Annotated in this window: 16 protein-coding genes; 6 read left to right on the top strand and 10 right to left on the bottom strand. The window is 37.5% G+C overall.

What is annotated here, in order from left to right; all coding sequences use genetic code 11:
• Positions 1 to 39: 39 nt before the first annotated feature.
• Complete coding sequence (cysK, locus tag NTHER_RS05530) at positions 40 to 951, bottom strand: cysteine synthase A (RefSeq protein WP_012447550.1); 912 nt, start codon at positions 949 to 951, stop codon at positions 40 to 42.
• A 175-nt stretch (positions 952 to 1126) separates the two neighbouring features.
• Between cysK and NTHER_RS05525 the strand changes: the two genes are divergently transcribed.
• From NTHER_RS05525 to nifJ, 3 genes are all read left to right on the top strand, one after another.
• Positions 1127 to 2005: a glycine betaine ABC transporter substrate-binding protein gene (locus NTHER_RS05525; protein ID WP_012447549.1), complete on the top strand. Its 879-nt coding sequence runs from the start codon at positions 1127 to 1129 to the stop codon at positions 2003 to 2005.
• A gap of 334 nt (positions 2006 to 2339) precedes the next feature.
• Positions 2340 to 3632 (top strand): uracil-xanthine permease family protein, encoded by a 1293-nt coding sequence (locus NTHER_RS05520; protein ID WP_012447548.1) that lies wholly within the window; start codon positions 2340 to 2342, stop codon positions 3630 to 3632.
• 193 nt (positions 3633 to 3825) lie between these two features.
• A complete protein-coding gene (nifJ, locus tag NTHER_RS05515) occupies positions 3826 to 7359 on the top strand; it encodes a pyruvate:ferredoxin (flavodoxin) oxidoreductase (protein WP_012447547.1) in 3534 nt (1177 codons plus the stop codon).
• Between the two features lie 112 nt (positions 7360 to 7471).
• Here nifJ and NTHER_RS15575 read toward each other — a convergent pair whose 3' ends face one another.
• The 7 genes from NTHER_RS15575 to rsxC all read right to left on the bottom strand — a co-directional run bounded on the left by NTHER_RS15575 (position 7472) and on the right by rsxC (position 13310).
• A complete protein-coding gene (locus NTHER_RS15575) occupies positions 7472 to 7633 on the bottom strand; it encodes a CDIF630_02480 family spore surface protein (RefSeq protein WP_012447546.1) in 162 nt (53 codons plus the stop codon).
• A gap of 73 nt (positions 7634 to 7706) precedes the next feature.
• Positions 7707 to 8567, bottom strand: a complete 861-nt coding sequence (locus NTHER_RS05510) for an RnfABCDGE type electron transport complex subunit B (RefSeq protein ID WP_012447545.1) — start codon at positions 8565 to 8567, stop codon at positions 7707 to 7709.
• A gap of 41 nt (positions 8568 to 8608) precedes the next feature.
• Positions 8609 to 9187, bottom strand: coding sequence for an electron transport complex subunit RsxA (rsxA, locus tag NTHER_RS05505; RefSeq protein WP_012447544.1), 579 nt, complete (start codon positions 9185 to 9187; stop codon positions 8609 to 8611).
• A 75-nt stretch (positions 9188 to 9262) separates the two neighbouring features.
• Complete coding sequence (rsxE, locus tag NTHER_RS05500; RefSeq protein ID WP_012447543.1) at positions 9263 to 9880, bottom strand: electron transport complex subunit RsxE; 618 nt, start codon at positions 9878 to 9880, stop codon at positions 9263 to 9265.
• A 1-nt stretch (position 9881) separates the two neighbouring features.
• Positions 9882 to 10988 carry an FMN-binding protein gene (locus NTHER_RS05495; protein WP_012447542.1) on the bottom strand — a complete coding sequence of 369 codons (1107 nt, stop codon included), beginning with the start codon at positions 10986 to 10988 and terminating at the stop codon, positions 9882 to 9884.
• Positions 10985 to 11932, bottom strand: coding sequence for an RnfABCDGE type electron transport complex subunit D (locus tag NTHER_RS05490; RefSeq protein ID WP_012447541.1), 948 nt, complete (start codon positions 11930 to 11932; stop codon positions 10985 to 10987). Before NTHER_RS05490 ends, NTHER_RS05495 begins: the two co-directional genes overlap by 4 nt.
• A gap of 52 nt (positions 11933 to 11984) precedes the next feature.
• The gene (gene rsxC, locus NTHER_RS05485) at positions 11985 to 13310 is read right to left on the bottom strand and encodes an electron transport complex subunit RsxC (RefSeq protein ID WP_012447540.1); all 1326 of its coding nucleotides are present in this window, start codon (positions 13308 to 13310) and stop codon (positions 11985 to 11987) included.
• Between the two features lie 341 nt (positions 13311 to 13651).
• Between rsxC and NTHER_RS05480 the strand changes: the two genes are divergently transcribed.
• Positions 13652 to 14551 carry an FMN-binding protein gene (locus NTHER_RS05480; protein WP_012447539.1) on the top strand — a complete coding sequence of 300 codons (900 nt, stop codon included), beginning with the start codon at positions 13652 to 13654 and terminating at the stop codon, positions 14549 to 14551.
• 215 nt (positions 14552 to 14766) lie between these two features.
• On the top strand, positions 14767 to 15972 hold the full coding sequence (locus NTHER_RS05475; protein WP_012447351.1) for an IS256 family transposase: 1206 nt from the start codon (positions 14767 to 14769) through the stop codon (positions 15970 to 15972).
• Positions 15973 to 16203: 231 nt separating this feature from the next.
• Here NTHER_RS05475 and NTHER_RS05470 read toward each other — a convergent pair whose 3' ends face one another.
• Both NTHER_RS05470 and NTHER_RS15175 read right to left on the bottom strand, forming a co-directional pair.
• Entirely contained in the window at positions 16204 to 17166 is a 963-nt protein-coding gene (locus NTHER_RS05470) for a hypothetical protein (protein WP_148206817.1), read from the bottom strand.
• Between the two features lie 269 nt (positions 17167 to 17435).
• The gene (locus NTHER_RS15175; RefSeq protein ID WP_012447537.1) at positions 17436 to 19409 is read right to left on the bottom strand and encodes an N-acetylmuramoyl-L-alanine amidase; all 1974 of its coding nucleotides are present in this window, start codon (positions 19407 to 19409) and stop codon (positions 17436 to 17438) included.
• Between the two features lie 530 nt (positions 19410 to 19939).
• Between NTHER_RS15175 and brnQ the strand changes: the two genes are divergently transcribed.
• Positions 19940 to 21238, top strand: coding sequence for a branched-chain amino acid transport system II carrier protein (brnQ, locus tag NTHER_RS05460; RefSeq protein WP_012447536.1), 1299 nt, complete (start codon positions 19940 to 19942; stop codon positions 21236 to 21238).
• Positions 21239 to 21392 lie beyond the last annotated feature (154 nt).

Here is a 21392-nt window from a genome sequence, read left to right as displayed (position 1 = left end):
CCCCACTTTTCTGTGATAGTTTCAAGCAAGTAATTTTTTCTATAAGTTAAAATAAGGAGCCATGCTCAAGTAACGCTCTCCCGTGTCAGGGAAAACTGTCACTACTCTTGCCCCTGATGGTAATTGTTTTAAAGCCTTTAATACCCCTTTCAATGCAGCACCACTAGATATTCCGGCCAGTAAACCTTCCTGTTTTGCCAATTGATTGCTCATATCATAGGCTTCAGAACTATCAACCTGAATTACTTCATCAATCAATTCTGTCTTTAATACTTGAGGTACAAAACCTGCCCCTAGCCCTTGAATTTTATGAGGACCTGGATTCCCTCCAGACAGTACCGGTGATTCCTTTGGTTCAACTGCAAAGATTTTTAAATTAGGATTTTTGTGTTTTAAAACTTCACCTACACCTGTAATTGTTCCGCCAGTACCAACACCGAGTACTAATCCATCTATATCTGAATCTAATTCTGAAATAATTTCCCTGGCAGTAGTTTGTTTGTGTATTTCTGGATTACTGATGTTATTAAATTGTTGAGGGATAAAGTAATCCGGATTTTCCCTTTTAATTTGATTAGCTTTCTCAACAGCTCCTCCCATACCTTTATCTGCTAGCGTCAGTACAAGCTCTGCTCCATAAGATTTTAATAATGCCCGTCTTTCTTCACTCATACTCTCTGGCATAGTCAAAATTAATTGATATCCTTTAACAGCAGCTACAATAGCTAATCCGATCCCAGTGTTTCCACTGGTCGGTTCTAGAATTGTTCCTCCCTGTGATAAATGCCCGTTTTGTTCGGCCGAGTTAATCATACTTAATGCAATTCTATCTTTTACGCTACCTCCTGGATTAAACATTTCTAGTTTTGCAAAAACCTCAGCTTCAGTGCCCACTATATTCCGGCTCATTCTAATCAAAGGTGTATTACCTATTAATTTTAAAGCACTCATATTTAATCCTCTCCTTTTTATTCCCCTATAAACCTTTAGGTTTTTAGTTGTTCAAGTTATTTATAACTCTAAACTTTTTTTGCTTCACTGTCAAGTAGTTTGTATAAAGAAATTTCCCTTTTGGTTAAACTATAAAGGAGCTATAAACCTTAAAAACCACAATGGAGGGATACATATGTCAAGAACTGCAATCATTTTAGTAGTAGCTGCAGCTGTTATTGGGGCCTTCTTCATCTTTACCAATGATTTTGGAGATAACGGAGAGGCAGAAGATACGATAGAATTCGGGTTTGTAAACTGGGCTTGTTCGGTTGCTAAAACTCATACTATCTCAGCTGTGTTAGAAAATGAAATGAATTATGACACTCAATTAACCATGGCCGATGCGGGACCAGTCTACGCAGATGTGGCCGCAGGAGATCAAGATGCTTTTGTTTCAGCTTGGCTCCCTGTTACCCATCAAAGTTATTACGAAGATTACGGTGATGATATAGTAGATCTCGGCCCAGTATACGAAGGAGCGAGAATCGGACTCGTTGTACCAGAATATCTTGAAGAAATAGATAGTATAGAAGAAATGGACGAATACGAAGAAGAATTTGATACTGAAATAGTAGGAATTGATGCAGGGGCAGGGATAATGGGATCAACAGATGAAGCACTAGAAACTTATGAAAGCCTGGAGAATTACACCCTTACTGAGAGTTCCGACGCAGCAATGACAGGAGAACTAGGTACTGCTATAAACAATGAAGAATGGATTGTCGTTACTGGTTGGACCCCCCACTGGAAATTTGCTGAATGGGATCTTAAATTTTTAGAGGATCCAGAACAAGTTTACGGGGAAGCCGAAGATATTCATGTGATGGTAAGAGAAAATTTTGATGATGACCAACCAGATGTCAATCAACTACTAGAAAACTTTTATCTAGAAGAGGAAGAATTGGGAGAAATTATGGCTATGATTGATGAAATGGATGATGAACAAGAAGCCGCAGAACAATGGATTGATGAAAACCAAGATATAGTTGAGGAGTGGCTACCTGAAGAATAAAAAATCATTGACTAATCATTCTCACCTCTTTATAATGTAAAAGAATGGCCTTTAAGCTAGTCCCGAGAGACTAGTAAGGGAACCAGATAATTGTTACTTAAAACATCATAGGAAGCGAATCCCTTTAACATTAGTCCAGTGAGGCTAATAAGGGTCAAGTAGGTATGACTACAAACACCTTATTAGCGTCAAAATAAGGTGTTTTTTTTGACCCTGTAGCCCATAACAATACAGCATCCATTTCAATAACTATTAACAAGATTTCATGAACCAAATCCTGCAGCTGTAACACTATCCTAAAGGCCAAAAAATTCTATGAAGGAGGAACTTGCTAATGAAAACTAACACAAACCAATTACTAACCCAACTTCCCATGGCTTTTCAACACGTATTTGCCATGTTTGGGGCTACAGTTTTAGTCCCTTTCATTACTGGGCTGAACCCCTCTGTAGCTTTGTTTACAGCCGGATTGGGAACTCTCATCTTTCACTTAGTAACGGGAGGAAAGGTTCCAGTCTTTTTAGGTTCGTCATTTGCTTTTATCGCAGGTATCCAAGCAGTAAACGCTAATTTTGGACTAGCCCATGCCACTGGGTCTCTGATAGCAGTTGGTGTTGTTTATCTGTTAATAGCGGGAGCTGTAGTATTAATTGGAATAAATAATATCAGGCGTCTTTTTCCTCCAATAGTTACTGGCCCAATTATCATAGTAATAGGTCTTATCCTAGCACCTAATGCCATAGAAATGGCTGCAGAACATTGGGGTATCGCACTCATTACAATAGTGGCAGTATTAACTACAGGGATTATGGGAAAAGGATTTTTAAAGATAATCCCCATCTTAATTGGAATCACCACAGGTTACGTAGCTAGTGTTTTGTTCGGAATAATTGATTTTGATCCTATCCGAGATGCAGCTTGGTTGAGATTTCCTGAATTCATGGCTCCTGAGTTTTCCATGGATGCGTTAAAAATTATGATCCCTATTGCATTGGTAACCGTTATTGAGCATATTGGGGACATTACCACCAACGGTGCTGTAGTAGGTAAAGACTTTTTTAAAAATCCTGGCCTACACAAGACATTAATCGGTGACGGAATTGCTACAATCGTAGGTGGTGCCTTAGGAGGACCTCCTAACACCACATACGGTGAAAATACAGGAGTATTAGCCCTAACAAAAAACTATAACCCAGCCATCATAAGAATAGCGGCAGTACTAGCCATTGGTTTCAGTTTTATTGGTAAACTTGGAGCATTCATCATGACTATCCCAGAACCAGTAATGGGCGGAGTTAGCTTCGTACTTTTCGGCATGATTGCCAGCGTTGGAGTTAGAACATTAGTTGATTCAGGTCCTGATCTGTCTAATTTGAGAAACTCAAGTGTAGTATTCATAATATTAATAGTAGGAATCTCATATTTACAAGGAGAAGAAAATCTTGCAACTATTCAATTGACAGAATACGCTAGTCTTGAAGGGTTAAGTTTAGCTGCCCTGCTAGGGATATCATTAAATGCAGTTTTCGAATTTATTTTGCCCAAAATATCAGCAATTGAAAATATTATCCCTTCAAATGAAGGGTATAACTCCACTGAAAAAGTGGCTCCAAATAAATCAAAATAATGTCAGAAATAAATTCTCTTTGTTAAGGGCTCCTATATAGGAGCCCTTATTTTTTGTTGTTCATGAAAACAAAAGTTTTATGTTTTATGGTTTATAAATGAATTTATAGCAGACAAATTCCAAACAATAAAATTACAACTATTTCTTTAAAATATTTATATTTAACAGACTTAAAGTTAAAGGAGGACTTTAGGTGAACCAGAAATCTAAAACTCTCAATGGTAATGAAGCAGCAGCACACATTTCTTACCCTTTTACAGAGGTTGCTGCTATTTATCCTATTACCCCTTCGTCACCCATGGCTGAAATCACTGACAAGTGGGCTGCCCATGGTAAAAAGAATATGTTCGGCCAACGGGTACGAGTGGTCGAGTTACAGTCTGAGGCTGGCGCGTCAGGAACCATCCATGGTTCTTTAGCTGCTGGGGCTTTAACGACAACCTATACAGCTTCTCAAGGTTTACTACTTATGATTCCCAACATGTACAAGTTGGTAGGCGAACTTCTTCCCGGTGTGTTTCACGTTAGTGCCAGGGCCTTAGCTACCCATGCCCTTTCCATTTTCGGAGATCATCAAGATGTAATGGCCTGTCGCCAGACGGGTTTTGGATTCTTAGCGGCGTCCAACGCCCAGGAAGTAATGGACCTGGGTTGTTTAGCTCATCTAGCAGCAATTAAGTCAAGGATGCCATTTTTACATTTTTTTGATGGGTTTAGAACTTCTCATGAATATCAAAATGTCAATGTAATAGATTTTGAAGATATACAGGACCTAGTGGATTATCAAGCTATCAAAGAATTCAGGGCTAGAGCTTTAAGTCCAGAAAAACCAGTTGTCAGAGGAACCGCCCAAAACCCTGATATTTACTTTCAGGGAAAGGAACTTCCAAACCCATATTACAAAGCAGTACCAGAAGTTGTAGAAAATTATATGCAAGAATTAGAAAAAATCATCGGTAGAAGTTATAACTTATTTGATTATCATGGAGACCCCCAGGCAAAACATATTATTATTGCTATGGGGTCAGTGTGCGATACCATTGAAGAAACTGTAGATCATTTAAACGAACAAGGCCGAAAAGTTGGTTTAATTAAAGTTCGGCTCTATCGGCCATTTTCTGCAGAACATCTCCTATCAGCTATCCCCGACACAGTCAAGAAAATAGCGGTCCTGGATCGAACTAAAGAACCTGGATCTTTAGGAGAACCTTTATATCAGGATGTTGTTCATGCATATAAAAATTCTCAGTTGAACCCTGAAATTATCGGAGGCCGTTATGGTCTAGGGTCCAAAGAAACTAGACCTTCACACATAATATCCGTTTTTGACAATCTGGCCGAGGATAAACCAAAGGATAATTTCACCATCGGTATTGTGGATGACGTATCCCACACTTCTCTACCAGAAACAGGAGATGTGGACATCACACCTAGTGATACCATTAGTTGTAAATTTTGGGGGCTTGGCTCCGATGGTACCGTCGGGGCGAATCAAAGTGCAGTCAAAATAATTGGTGATCACACAGATTTATACGCTCAAGCATATTTCTCCTATGACAGTAAAAAGTCAGGTGGAACCACAGTATCTCATTTAAGATTTGGCAAACAACCCATAAGAGCTCCTTATTTAGTTTATAACGCCGATTATGTAGCTTGCCATAACCCAGCTTTTGTCAATAATTACGATCTGTTACAAGGTCTTAAAGCAGGTGGAACTTTCGTATTGAATTGCCCCTGGTCTAAGGAAGATCTCGAAGAAAAATTACCCGCTTCTATGAAAAGATATCTAGCCGAGAACGATATCAATTTCTACATAATAGATGCCATATCCATTGCAGGAGAAATAGGTCTAGGAAATAGAATCAACATGATTATGCAGTCAGCATTTTTTAAGCTGGCTGATGTAATTCCAATTGAAGATGCTGTCAAATACTTAAAGGAGTCTGTAGTAGAAAATTATGGTGATAAAGGACAAAAAGTAGTTGATATGAATAACTTAGCTATAGATAAAGGAATAGACTCATTAATCAAGGTTGATATTCCTAAAGCCTGGAAAGATGCTCAAGAAGAAGAGTATGAAGAAAGTGAATCCGAACCCGAGTTTGTCACAAACATTCAAAAACCCATGGCTAAGCACGAAGGAGATGATCTTCCGGTTAGTGCCTTTAAAGGAATGGAAGATGGAACTTTCCCATTAAGAACTACAGCTTATGAAAAGCGTGGTATTGCAGTCAACATACCAGAATGGCAAATTGATAAATGCATTCAGTGCAATCAATGTTCGTATATCTGCCCTCACGCTGTCATCCGGCCATATTTACTTGATGAAGAAGAAGTGCAAAGGGCTCCTGAAACTTTTGAAACTAAGCAGGCTACCGGTAAAGATATGGATGACTTAAGTTACAGAATCCAAGTTAGTCCTCTTGATTGTACTGGTTGTGGAAACTGTGCCGACATTTGCCCTGCCAAGGGAAAAGCTTTGATCATGGAACCGGCTGAAGAACAAATAGAACAACAAGAAGATAATTGGGAATTTGCTCAAACCATTACCGAAAAAACAGATCGTGTCAATACAAAAACCTTAAAGGGGAGTCAGTTCGTCAAGCCTTTATTTGAGTTTCATGGTGCCTGTCCTGGATGCGGTGAAACGCCCTATTACAGGTTGTTAACCCAATTATTCGGTGACAGAATGTTGATAGCCAATGCTACTGGCTGTTCTTCAATTTATTGTGCTAGTGCTCCCAGCATTCCTTTTACCATTAACTCAGAAGGACGTGGGCCAGCGTGGGCCAACTCCCTTTTCGAAGATAATGCTGAGTACGGTTACGGAATGTACTTGGCTTCAGATTACATTCAAGATAGATTGGCAGAATTAGCAAGAGAGGTCTTAGAAACTCAACAAGGCGACCAAGACTTAAACCAAGCTTTAGAAGAGTGGCTACATGTTAGAAAAGATGGCGAAAAATCCAAAGAAGCCGCTAAAAAGCTTATCAATCTCTTAAATAACCGGAATTTAGACGCTAACACAACTTTAAAACATATTGCCGAATATCAAGATTATTTAATTAAACGATCACAATGGTTAATTGGCGGTGATGGTTGGGCCTATGACATTGGTTTCGGTGGTTTAGATCATGTACTCTCCACAGGTGAAGATGTAAATACCTTGGTTATGGATACTGAAGTTTATTCAAATACCGGTGGTCAATCGTCTAAAGCTACTCAGACTGCTGCTATGGCCAAATTCGCCTCTTCTGGCAAAGCCACTATGAAAAAGGATTTAGGTATGATGGCCATGAGCTACGGTTACGTTTACGTCGCGCAAGTTTCTATGGGAGCAAATATGAACCAGACTTTAAAAGCTTTCTTAGAAGCTGAACAATACCCTGGTCCTTCTCTAATAATTGCATATTCTCCATGTATCAATCACGGAATCAGAAGTGGTATGGGGACTAGTATCAGCCAAGAAAAAGCAGCAGTTGACTCAGGCTATTGGCATCTTTATCGTTATAATCCTCAGTTAAAAGAAGAAGGTAAAAATCCCTTCATTTTAGATTCAAAAGAACCTAAAGAATCACTGCAAGATTTCTTAATGAGTGAAGTTAGATTTGCTTCTTTACAAAAAGTGTTCCCAGAAACTGCAGAAAAACTATTTGAAAAAGCCAAACAAGATGCTCGTACCAAATATGAAACTTATAAAACCTTATCAGAACATAAACTCTTTTAAATTGAAGAGTAAAAAGCTAATAAACTAAAAAACCTACCAGGCACTGATTGTAATCCATAAATTATAGTGCCTGGTAGGTTTTAATTTTTTTCATAAAACGCTGTGACTTCAATTACTTTTGATTATTGTCTACCCATTCTTTGGCATTTTCTACTTCATACTCGTCAGGAAGAGAAACCTGGGATATTCCTTTTAACTTCTTTATATTTGCCCATGCTGCAGTATCATGCTTTTCAACAGGTTTAAATCTACGATACAGTTTAGTCTTTTTCATATTCTCCCTCCTAGATTAAAAGTGGTTTTCATACTATGGGATTTTGACTTGGAATTTCAGATTTTGCGTTTTTTTATTGAAGTCTTTCAGATTCACTTACAATGCAAGCTGTTGGGCATTTATCTTTACACAAACCACAGTTAACACACTTATTTTGATCAATAACTGCTAAATCATTATCTAAATTTATAGCACCAACGGGACATTGTTCACGGCAAATACCACAACCAAGACATCCATATTGACAGTTTTCCTTTACAATTTCTCCCGTTTCTTGAGAGTTACAATATATAAAATGTTTGTACCTATCTCCCGGTATCAATCTTATGACACTCTTAGGACATGTATTTACACAAGTGGCACAGCCCCTGCATATATCATGGTTTATACGAGGAAGACCGTCATCTCTCATTTCAATAGCTTCAAAAGGACATGTTTCAACACAGGTAGCTAGGCCTATACACCCAAATTCACAAGCTTTTGGACCATTTCGGTACATCATTGCAGCCCGGCAATCTCTGACTCCATCATACTCAAACTTCTCCTTACAATACTCTCTAGAGCCTAAGCAAGCCACTTCTGCAATGTATTTTTGAGAAGGTTCCTGTATCACTTTATTGGTTTCTTTCACATAACCCAAGGTGCTAAACTCATTGCTCTCACCTGCTCCATTAGACAGTATCTCTGAAATCTGTTCGGCTGCCTTCTTTCCTCCAGGTGTACAACCTTCAGGTGGAGCTTCTCCCCTGGCTACAGCTTCTGCAAAAGCTTCACAACCTGGATACCCACAGGCACCGCAATTAGCACCCGGCACAACTTCAGCAATTGCCTCTATGCGTGGGTCTTTCTCGACTTTAAATTTTTCCGCGGCATAAGCTAATACAGATCCAAAAATAAACGCAATAGCTCCTAAACTTAAAACAGCTTCAATCATCTAATTACACTCCTTTTGTATCACATCCTTAAAATTATTCACTAGATTATGCCTAAAAATCCTGAAAAAGCCAGGGCAAGAATTCCCGCGGTAATAAAAGCGATTGAAGCACCCTTAAAAACTTCATGCATTTTAACAAGTTCCAAGCGCTCTCTGATACCGGCCATCAAAATTAAAGCCAAAATAAACCCAACTCCCGCACCAATTCCATGGACAGTAGCTTCCAACAAATTATAATCTTCAAGTATATTAATCAATACTAAACCTAAAATAGCACAATTAGTAGTAATCAAAGGCAGAAATATTCCCAAAGCTTTATACAAGCTCGGACTAACTTTTTCGAGTAACATTTCAATAAACTGTACCAGAGAAGCAATCACCAGAATATAAGCTACATACTCTAGGTATTCAGCTTCCAGGGGGATGAGGATAAATTCAGCTATAAACCATGTAATTATAGATGACAATGTCATAACAAAAGTAACAGCAAAACCCATTCCCAAAGCTGTTTCTACTTTTTTCGAAACTCCCAGAAAAGGACAGATTCCTAAAAATCTTATTAATACAAAATTATTAACAAGAACTGCTCCCAAAAAGATAACCAGTAGATCCTCTATCATAATAAGCCCCTTTCCCAATGTTTATTTTATTTATTGTGTTTTCGTAAAGATCAAGTAAAAAAATAGTTTACATACTTACACAGAAATTTTTCTAAAATACAAATTCATTACTGCCAATAATAGCCCCAGGGCAAAAAAAGCTCCAGCAGGTTGGACAAATATCAAAACTGGTTGAAATTCTGCCCCAAACAATCCAAATAACTGATCCATCACCGGCCACCCAAAAATACTTCCCATTCCTAAAAGTTCTCGCACTACACCTACAGAAAGAAGTGCCAGGGTAAAGCCAAGCCCCATACCGAGTCCATCGCCAATGGAAGGTACAATTTCTTCTCGGGAAGCAAAGGCTTCAGCCCTTCCTAATATCAAACAATTAGTTACAATCAAGGGGATAAAAATACCTAAAGCAGAATGGAGCTCTGGATTAAAAGCTTCTAAGACCATATCAACCAGGGTTACAAAAGTGGCTATGATAACTATATAAGCTGGAATTCTAATTTTCTGAGGAATCAGATTACGTATAAGAGATATAACAATATTTGAAGCCACTAAAACTGATAAAGTGGCAACTCCCATGCCTAAGCTGTTAATAGCAGTACCGGTAACTGCCAGGGCAGGACAAAGCCCCAGCAATTGCCGGTACAAACCATTTTCTCTTAATATCCCTTGGGCTAATGCCTGACTAAAATTCATTCTATTCACTCTCCTGTTCTAAAGCTTCCTCTACTGCGTTAATAATTCCAACACTTGATTGGGTAGCTCCAGATACAGTATCTACATCAGTAGACTGTTCTTCTAAAATTCTTTCACGCATATCATCCCAAGCTTGATTCATGTATGAGTCAGAATCATCATGTTCAAGGAGTTCCAGTTCGGTTATTTCACCATCCTGAACTGTCACCTCAACAACAACACCTGGATTTCTTCCCGTTCCTTCACCTCTCGCTACTCCATCTTCAAATTCTTCTTCTCTTTCTTCAATGGCATCTTCTACTGCATCCTTTATACCAACACTGGACTGGGTGGCACCTGATACCGAGTCCACATCAGGGCAGTTTGCTTCTTTTATTTTATCAACCATTCCTTCCCAGGCTTCATCCATATATGCATCGGATTCATCATGATCAAGAAGTTCAATATCTGTAATTTCCCCTTCCTCTACAGTAACTTCCACTTCAATTCCCGGATTACGACCAGTGCCTTCCCCGGTAAATACTCCATCTTCTAATACTTTTGGAGCCTCTTCAATCTCTTCAAGCTCCTCTGGATCCTTTTGAAAATAGGTTATAGCAACTTTTTCAACCCCTTTTTCTACTCCTCTAGTTACTCCCTGGCTACTTACAGTGGCGCCTGAAATAACATCTACATCAACACCTATTTGAATTTCATCTACTACAGTTAAGCCAATAAACTGGGTCTGCCACTCTTCGTTTTCAATTTTGTCTCCTAATCCTGGAGTTTCCGAATGGCCTAAAATTTCTATTCCTCTAATTTCACCATCAATATCTACTGCTACCATCATCTCTATTTCTCCACCATATCCACTTGGATTGGTTAAAGCAGCAGCTCCAATTGTTTCATCATCTTTTTCTACTACATAAAATTCATCGTCATTAACCTCTTCTATTTCAAATTGATCAGCTTCTGGGAAGAATTTAAACATGGCATCTTCTAACTGTTCCATCCTTTGTTCCCAAATTAGAGGCTCTGTATATACAAATGAGAAACCCAAGACAGTAGCTGCCAAAAGTGTAACTAAAGTTAAAATCATTGATAGACGAAGTACGTTGGATGCTTTCATTTTTTATTATTAACCTCCCCATAGACTCTAGGTTTAGTATAAACATTAATAAAGGGTACTAATGCATTCATCAATAGCACCGCATAGGTTACTCCAGCGGGAATTGCTGCGTACATCCTTAAAATGGCAGTTATGGCACCACAACCTATCCCAAAAATTAGTTTTCCAGTTTTTGTATAAGGAGAGGTGACCATGCAAGTGGCTATAAAAATAGCTCCAAAAAAAGCACTACCGCTAACTAAATGGAACAATGCATTTTCGCCTGCAATAGAAACAACTAAAGCCAAGGCACCCAAAAAACCGAGAGGCACTCTGAAATCAATATGTCCTCTTATTAGTAGAAATATTCCACCAATTGTAATTGCTAAAGCCGAGGTTTCACCAAGTGAACCAGCAATGGTTCCTACAAACAAGTCAGTAAAGGGAACTATTTCAAAGGGTGAACCCTCTGTCATACCCGGGAATGCCAATGGGGTGGCCCTAGAAGCAGCATCAACAGGTTCAAAGGGTTCTGTCCAATGAGTTAAATAAGAGGGCCAAGCTACTACTACAAAAGCCCTACCTACTAAAGCGGGATTGAAAATATTATATCCAATCCCTCCAAATATCTGTTTTGCAATGAAAATAGCAACAAAAGCGCCTGAAGCTACTACCCACCAGGGCGTCCCAGGGGGCAAACTCAGTCCAAAAATAACCCCTGTGACTGCAGCACTTAAATCTCCTTTAAGTTTCCTTGGAGCCAATGATTTATGGACTATAAGAGATTCAGTTATCATAGATACTGCAGTTGCCACTGCAACAACAATGATAGATGTCCAACCAAATAACCAGATGCTTACAATAAAAGGTGGTATTAAAGCTATTAACACATCTCTCATAATACTATCTATAGTTTCTGGTGACCTGAGATGAGGTGAAGAAGACACCACAAGTTTCTCTTTCATCTTATACCTCCTGCTATCAAAAACTAGTCTTTTTAATCCGTCTTATCAATCGTCATCCTTCTTTTTCTCGCTTTTTCATGATATCGGCCTTGGCCATTCTAATATAATGCACCAGTGGTCTGTTAGCAGGGCATATATAAGTACAGCAACCACATTCTATGCAATCCATGGCGTTATAGTCTTCTGACTCATTTACCCTGCCATTTTCCATATAATGGGCTATTACATTGGGAAGTAAATAGGCAGGACAATCGTCTACACATCTGCCACAATTAATGCAGGGTTTTTCTTCAAAAACTTTAACCTCTGATCCTGTTAATAATAAAATCCCTGAAGTTCCCTTAATAACTGGAAACTCAACTGTCGGTTGGCTCAGCCCCATCATAGGACCGCCCATGATAACTTTTTTTGTATTTTCCTTTGCTCCACCACATTCAGAAATAATATGAGATGCTAGTGTCCCTATTCTTACTAAAAAATTACCTGGTCGGTTGATTCCTGGACCTGTTACTGTCATAACTCTTTCGTAAGAAGGTTTATTTAATTTAATAGCCTCAGCTATAGCTACAGCTGTTCCTACATTATTTACGATACATCCTACATCCATAGGCAATCCTCCAGAAGGCACTTCTCTTCCTGTAACCGTTTTTATCAACTGTTTTTCTGCCCCCTGGGGATACTTTGATTCAAATATCATCACCTGTAGTCTGTCGTCATCTGCTACAATATTTTGCATTTTCTCGATAGCTTGGGGCTTATTATTTTCAATAGCAATAACTCCATTTTCACAGTTAACTGCTTTCATAATAGCTCTTAAGCCAAACAACACATAATCTTCTGCTTCCAACATCATTCTGTAATCAGTTGTTAAATAAGGTTCACATTCAGCCCCGTTTAAGATAACTGTATCAATAGGTTTTTCTTTATCTGGAGAGATTTTGATATGAGTAGGGAAAGCAGCTCCGCCCATACCAATAATTCCAGCTGCATTCACTTTCTCTTTAATTTCATCAGCTGTAATATTATCGGGGGAATCTAATCCCTCGCTTTCTTCGTAATCCAATTCATCTTTTCCGTCATTTTCAATTATTATTGTATTGGCTTTTTCTCCAATTGGATGGGTGTATTCAGTAATATCTATAACTTCCCCCGAAATACTTGCATGAATAGGTGCCGAGACCGGAGCTTCACTTTCTGCAATTTTTTGACCAGTTTTAACCTTATCTCCTACATCAACAATAGGTTCACAAGGTGCTCCGATATGTTGTTCTAGGGGAATATAAACTTTGTCGGGTAATGCCATCTGTTCTATAGGGTGGTCTGCGGTATTTTTATAGTCACCAGGTTCCACACCTCCCCTAAAGGTTAACTGGGCCATTATACTCCTCCTTCGCTATAACTTGTTACTTAAATTTTGAACTACATATGCTCTTGTTTTTAATTTTTACTGGGAGCGTTATTTTATACCATTTAAATTCGAGCAATATAAGGTTGTTTGTTATGCTAGCAAAAATTTACTTTTGTTTAGGTAATGTCAAACTTATAGGCAGGAAACACTGTATATTATTGTCTTTAGTAGTACATGATACAAATTGAATTCAATTACTTTGTTCTTTTATTATCTCTTGATTTTTGAACAAAGTGAGTTCAAAAAAATGTGTTATGAATTAGCTTAGCATGTGTAAAAACTAATTATGATTTTTCAAGGAGGTATAAACAGTGCGTAAAATATATTCACGGAAAAACAAATATTTGCTTTTGTTAATCACCCTGGCCTTATTAGCAACTTTCACATTAACAGCTTGCAATGACGGTGACCAAGATGAACCTAAAAATGGTACCCCTGGTGATGGAGAGGACGAAGGAGAACCTACTAATGGAGAAGATGGAATGTTTTCTGCAGCTTCTGAAGCTGATGATAGAGGTTATGTTTATGCAGAAGTAACTTTAGAAAACGATCAAATCACCGATGTGGAACTGACAGAATTTAACGACAAAGGCCTTGCCAAAGGCGAAGATTACGGATGGGAACCTTGGCATGAAGCAATGGATGAACTTCCTGACCGATTTGTTGAAGCGAATTCTTCCGAAATTGAAGCTTACAGTGAAGCTACCACTACATCAAATAAAGCAATGGGAGCAGTAGATAAAGCAATACAAAAGTCAGAAGGCCAAGAAACTTTTGATGGCACGTTTATGGGAACTTCCGAAATAGATAAAGATTTAGGTTGGGGAGTTGCTTGGGTTGTGGTAGAAGATGAGGAAATAACTGAAGTACAACTAGAAGAAGTCACGGTTGCAGACGAAGAGGAGGATGAAGAAGACAAGTATGAATTTAAAGACGACGATTATGACTGGGAAGATTGGCAAGAAGCCAGAGAAACTATGCCCGATTGGTTTGAGGATGAAAATACATGGGATGTAGATATTTACACTGGTGCTACCCAAAGTTCAGAAATGTGGAGAGAAGCCGTCAAAGATGCCCTTGAAAAAGCAGGTATCGCAGAAGATGTCGAAGACGATGCTGACGAAGACAATGACCAGGAAGATGATGAAGAACAACAAGAAGAAGAGGGCAATAATGATGAACAGGACGAAAATGATGACGAAGAAGAGTAATTTTAAAAAATGAGTCCTGATAAAGTTTCTTACAAATATTTACAATTTATTTGATATACTAGAAAGTCTACAAAAAGGTCCTCACCCTAAAGAATGGGTAAGGACCTTTTTTGTATAACATATTAGATTTTCGCTAAATAAGAGGGTGTAAAATAAACGGTGTAAACCTTCCGAATTGATGTATAATAAAAAAAGGATGGGAGGTTTGCACCGTTATGAATTTAATTGACAAAAAGAAAGTCAGAGAAATGATGAAGGAAGGAAAGTTGAAAGATGTGAATGATATTCAAGACTTACTGAAGGAACAGTTTGGCGAGCTGATAGAAGAAATGCTGGAAGGCGAACTTGACCATGAATTAGGCTACTCGAAGTATGATTATCGAGAAAAAGAAACTACCAACAGTCGAAACGGGAAGAGAGAAAAACAACTCAAATCGAATTATGGTAATTTAGAAATAGAAGTACCAAGAGACCGAGAAGGTGAATTTGAACCACAAGTAGTTAAAAAGAACCAACGAGACGTTTCAAGCATCGATGATCAGGTTCTAAGCATGTATGCAAAAGGCATGACAGTAAGAGATATACAGACTCATTTACAAGAGCTTTATGGAGTGGATGCTTCTCCTACACTCATTTCCGGAATTACAGACAAAATAGTTCCTCTAATTAAGGAGTGGCAAAACCGACCGCTATCAAGAATCTATGCTCATGTAGTTATGGATGCTGTCCATTACAAAGTGAGGCAAGATGGTAGAATAGTCAACAAAGCAGCTTATATGGCTATAGGAATTGATTTAGATGGCATGAAGGATGTTTTGGGCATTTGGATTGGAGAAAATGAAAGTTCGAAATACTGGTTGAAGATAATTAACGAGTTAAAAAATCGAGGCGTAGAAGATATTTTAATTGTATCAATAGATGGTTTAAAAGGGTTTGAAGATGCAATACATGCTGTTTATCCGCAAACAGAAATTCAAAGCTGCATAATTCATCAGATTAGAAATAGCACAAGATATATATCGTACAAAGATCGAAAAGAATTCTGTAGTGATCTTAAGAATGTTTATAGAGCCCCAACTGAGGAAGTCGCTTTAATAGAGCTAGATAAACTCGAAGAAAAATGGGGAGATAAATATGAGATTTCCATTAGATCGTGGAGAAATAATTGGGACAAGCTCTCTGTTATGTTTAAATATCCAGAAGAAGTTAGAAAACTAATTTATACAAACAATTCTATGGAAAGCTACAACCGACAATTAAGAAAAGTTACCAAATCAAAAAGTATCTTCCCTACCGACGAATCCTTATTAAAAATGCTTTATCTTGCTACAATGGATATCACTAAAAAATGGACTATGAGAACAAAAAACTGGGCTCAGATTCTGGGACAATTGAGTATTTACTTTGAAGGAAGAATTTAAAACTTTTTAACTTTTTTGATTGATGATAGCTAGTACCAGGGGATTCTATACCCACTTATTACCACAAAATCTCAAAAATGAAAAATCGAGGGAGATGATCTTCCCACACAGGAAACTCCCTCGATTTCTTCACTGTATTTAAGTTGTTCCTATAGGTCATAATCGGATTGTTTACACCAATTACTTGACAGACTCCTAAATAAATAATAACTTAGCTATGGTGTTAATATTTTACATGCTAGTATCTAAACCATTTTCGTCTTCAGCTTCTTCGCCTGCAGCTACAATTGCTTCCATAAGATTTTCCATAACTAAATTCGCTTTAATATTAACAGTTTCTAGCTCATCATTTTCAAGAGCTGTTCCTAAATTCTTTACGGATTTTTCTAATTGTGCGGCCACATCTTCTCCCGGTTCGTTTCCTTCATCTTCATTATTTTCTTCATCCTCATTTTCATTGTTTTCATCCTCTTCATCCTCTTCATTCTCTTCTTCATCATTTTCCTCATCCTCATCCTCTTGCGCTTCCTCTGCCGCTTCCTCAAGGTCTTCAACAATTAGCTCTGTTAACTCATCTAAGGAATCAAAGTTTTCTTGGGCTTTTTGAAAATTTTCCTGAGAAGATAATAGAACTATGGCTCTCGTATGATATCTAGCTTCAAAAATTTCAGGATAAATTTCCTCACTAAAAGGCATCATGAAAGTCGAAATATCTCTGGTAACCTGATTGGCATTTTCTATTGTAGGTAAAAATTCTTCACCATTAACAGTACTGTTTAAATCGTCTAGTAATTCCTCAAAGGAGTCAATTTCTTCTTGTGCAATGTCTTCTTCGGCAATATCAGGGGCAATATCATCCCACATTTCATGAAGATTAGCAGTATCATCTTGTACTTTATCCCAAATCTCATCTGGAGAATCTGTTTCTTTTTCATCTTCATCGTTATTATCTTCTTCATTGTTTTGGTTTTCTTCATTATTGTTTTCTTCACCATTGTCATTTTCTTCTTCCTCAAATTCTTTTTCAATTGATACAATTTGATCTAAAACTGATTCTTCAACTGTGGATTCAGCTCCCTCTATAACAGCTAAAGTTGTTTCATGCATTCTCAATAATTCAGCAAAAACTTCTTCCTGTTCTGCTTCTTCAACTTCCTCTTCGGCATCTTCTTCGTCATCTTCTTTATCTGGCACCTCTTGACACCCCGTCATCCCAAAAACAAGAAATAAACTTAAGAGAATCAAACTAACATATATAATACTTTTTTGACCTGCAACCAATTTCATCACCTCATAATTATTGTTACCTAAAAATCACGCTTTTACTACAGTTGTCTCGGGAAATTACGGTTGATCTAAAAATATTAATTGGGAGTTGTAGCAAGAAAAAAGGCAACCGAAAGCCTTAAAAATCTATAGGCTTCGGTTGCCTTTTTAATAAAATTCATATTAACTAGTTCATATTAACGGACAGTTTTATCATAATTTAAAATACCCTCTACAATTGCTTCAGCAGCCTTTTCGCGGAATTCATCCTTTTTAAGTAATTCTTCTTCTTTTTCATGGGATAAAAAGGCCAATTCAACTAAAGCTGCAGGCATAGTAGCATTTCTTAGTACTCTAAAACTGCTATCTTTCACCCCTCTATTATTTCTTTGAAGACTGTGTAATAAGCTATTCTGTAAGGCTTCAGCTAATTCAAAATCTAAAGGACTCCGTTCTGAAGAATAAAAGGTTTCTGTACCGTGAATATCATTATTGGGATGAGCGTTAGCATGGACACTTACAAAAATATCAGCATTTGAATCAGTTGCCATTTCAACTCGCTCGTCCAGAGAAACTTGAATATCCGATTCGCGGCTCATATAGATATCAGCACCTAATTCCTCCAACATATCCCTAGTTCTTAAAGAGACGTCTAGAGCCACTTCCTTTTCTTTAAGACCATTTTGTCCAATAGCTCCACTATTACTACCTCCATGTCCTGGATCTATAAATATTTTCTTACCAGATAATGGATTATCGTCATATAATCTGACATTTAAATGAGCATCTTCCCAATCTATAGAGTAGTGTTCCTTGGAATTCAAATCAAAAACAACCCTTGTCATTCCATTGTGTTCATGAGCCCTTATACCTTGCAAAGTAGATGTTTCGACTTGCCAAGCAGTCTCATCAGTAGCTAGAGCTATTCCTTCAAAGTCTAGAACAAGTCTATCAGGGTCTTCTCTCGTAAAGGACTCCAAGGGAATCCTTTGTACTGGTCCCAGGGTGATTTCAGTGTTGTTAGAGTTCTCGGTCCAATTTATATAATTTATTTCCTCTAAATTATTCATCAAATCTATATTATCTCTTTTGACATACTCTGCAGCAACCCAACCCTTGGCTTCATTTCTGTCTTCCACATCTAAGTTTCTTTTATCTAAGTCGATTTTAAACCACTCTTCATAGGTGGGATGATTTTCCATAGCTGCCATAGTTATGATGTCATAGTCTTCACCCTCATCAACTTGGGTGATACTATCATAGTCCAACCCTGGCCCTGTCCTAACATTTAAATTGTCGGCATCTATAACTATCTCACCTAAAATATCATCGTATTCTTGTGGTATTTCCGGTCTATCTCTTTCATCTTCTTCTGGTTCTTCTATTTCTTCTTTTTCTTCGTCTTTTTGTTCCTTGTCTTCATCTTCTTCACTTTCTTCTAGAAAACTAATCTCTATAAAATCTGCACTAACCCAAACATCATCTTGTTCATCCTCTAAATCAATTTTCAGCCAGTCTTGATATTCTTCCTCATTTTCATTATGGTGCTTGTCCAAAATAGGAAAGGAATCTCCTGCCTGTAAATTATCAACTACTGAATAGTCCATTCCTGGTCCTGTTCTTACATTTAGATTGCTCGCTTTAATTTCAGCCATAGCTTCACTGTTCTCCAATTCTTCTTGTGAAGGAACATCAGACGGATTATTCTCGTTATTTTCATTCTCTTTTTCTTCTTGACTCTCTTTTGTATTAATATAAACAGACTCTTCCTCTCCTAGCCAATCTACTTCAGCACCCAAACCTTCACTTACAAATCTCAGAGGTACCATGGTTCGGCCCTGTTGTGAAACTTGTGGAACTGTATCCATTTCTTTTTCACTATTATCAATTAAGTAAATTTCTTGTCCCACTTCTAAGGATAGTTCCTTTTTATCCAGTTTAATATTGACTGTTTGAGTACTGCCATCCCATTCCACATAACCTCCGAGGGCTTCACTGACAAAACGTACTGGTACTTGAACTCTGCTGTTTTCGTCTATGTAAGGTTCTTGGTCAGGAAAATTCACCAGATCCTCGTCTACAAAAACATCAACATTTTCTTGACCAGCTGCATAGTTCGTTGTTATTACTAGCATGAAAACAACAATAACTAAAGTTACAACTTTTTTCAATTAATTTCGCCCCCTTGATTAGTGCTTAAATTTGGTACATTTTACAGATTTCACAAAATGATAGATTTTTTTGGATTAGCTTTTATATAATAGACGAGCATTTTTCCGGAAAAGTTTCAAAAATTGACAAAAAAACTGAATGTAATTTTATTCCACCCTATGCCATTTTCATTTTCAATTAATAGCCTTGGCACCTAGAGTTTTAAGTAAAATTTCATGAGATCTCACCAAATAGCACTTTTTATAATAGAGATAATTTTGTTTTCCTAATATAGATATACACACAGAATACTTTCAACTATCTCTTTACGAATTTTCATTTTATTGTTAGCTTTTGCTCTTTTTGTATATTTGTAAATAGTTGCAATATAAAAACATTATTTGAGTTTATCCATATTTATTGCTTTTTCACGAATTTGTTACTAAAATAACTTTTAAGATCTATAGTAGTTATAAATAAATTAATTCATTTATTCGTCGAAATAAAGGAGAAAAAATAGCTTAAATATTATCCAGTAGGAGGGTCAGTAATGAACAAAAAATATACTGATACAGTAGTGGTCGGTTTCGCACTCTTTGCCATGTTCTTGGGGGCAGGAAATGTAATTTTTCCACCGTTTTTAGGTCATTCTTCTGGTACCGACTGGTTGCCTGCCTTGATCGGTTTTTTGTTAACTGGTGTTGGACTACCCTTACTTGGTATCATCGCTGTTGCTGTAGCTGGTGGCACTGTCGACCACTTAGCTAAAAATGTCAGTAAAAACTTCGGTAAACTTTTCGGCTCAGTAATAGTTTTAACTATTGGCCCACTCTTGGCCATTCCACGAACAGGGGCAACAGCTTTTGAGTTAGGGATAGCTCCCTTTCTTGAGGAAACAATAATTACTTCAATAATAGCAACAACAATATTTTTTGGAATAACATTATATTTTTCTCTAAATCCATCAACAGTGATTGATCGGATTGGGAAGTATCTCACACCAACATTGGTTGCAGTATTAGGTATTATAGTCATAGTTGGTTTTATCAGCCCAGTTGGAGCACCACAAGATGTGAGTTCTGAAAATACCTTTACCATAGGTTTTACCGAAGGGTATCAAACTATGGATGCACTGGCTTCAATTCTTTTTGCCGGTATTGTTATTGGAAGCTTAATCGACCGGGGATATAAAACTGTATCAGATCAGATCTCCTTGACAATTAGGGCGGGAGCTATTGCAGCCACTGGACTCGGGTTAATTTATGGAGGACTTGTGTACTTAGGAAGTACTGCTAGCGGAGTGTTTGATGCCGGAATTCACAGAACAGATTTATTAATTGGTATCAGTGGTAATTTACTCGGCTCTCTTGGCACTGCTATTCTAGGAATAAGCGTTTTCTTAGCGTGCTTAACTACTTCTATTGGATTAACTACTACGGTAGGAAAATATTTCAATGATTTATCTGAAGGTAAATTAAAATATAACCATCTCGTGATCGGTACTGTACTATTTAGCCTATTCTTTGCTAATGCCGGTGTAGAATTAATTGTAACTATAGCAGAGCCAATTTTAATTACTATCTATCCAACAGCCATTGTATTGATTATTATGTCATTGTTTGATAAATACATTAATGACAAAATCGCCTATAGAGGGGCCGTTGTAGCAACCTTTTTAATTGGTTTGATGGATGCTTTTAGAACATTAGATTTGAACCCCAAAACTATAGAAATTTTTATGTCTAACCTCCCCTTAGCCGAATACGGTATGCCTTGGATTACACCAGCAATTGTGTGCGCTATACTGGCTTCAGTTGCTAAAAAACTAACATCTGAAAACATGTTTTAATTTATTTACTTCTTAAAAGTCTTTAAGTACCATGAATTATATTAATTATATTTAAGTATGGCAGATAACAAACAAGTACGTGCCTTGGATATTTTCTTAGGCACGTACTGTTTTGTTTATAAATGCTTTTTACAGGGTAAGGTTAAGTTTAAAC

Source organism: Natranaerobius thermophilus JW/NM-WN-LF (assembly GCF_000020005.1).
Lineage (GTDB): Bacteria > Bacillota > Natranaerobiia > Natranaerobiales > Natranaerobiaceae > Natranaerobius > Natranaerobius thermophilus.
Note: the sequence above shows the minus strand (reverse complement) of the source record. Positions and strands in the feature narration are given on the sequence as shown.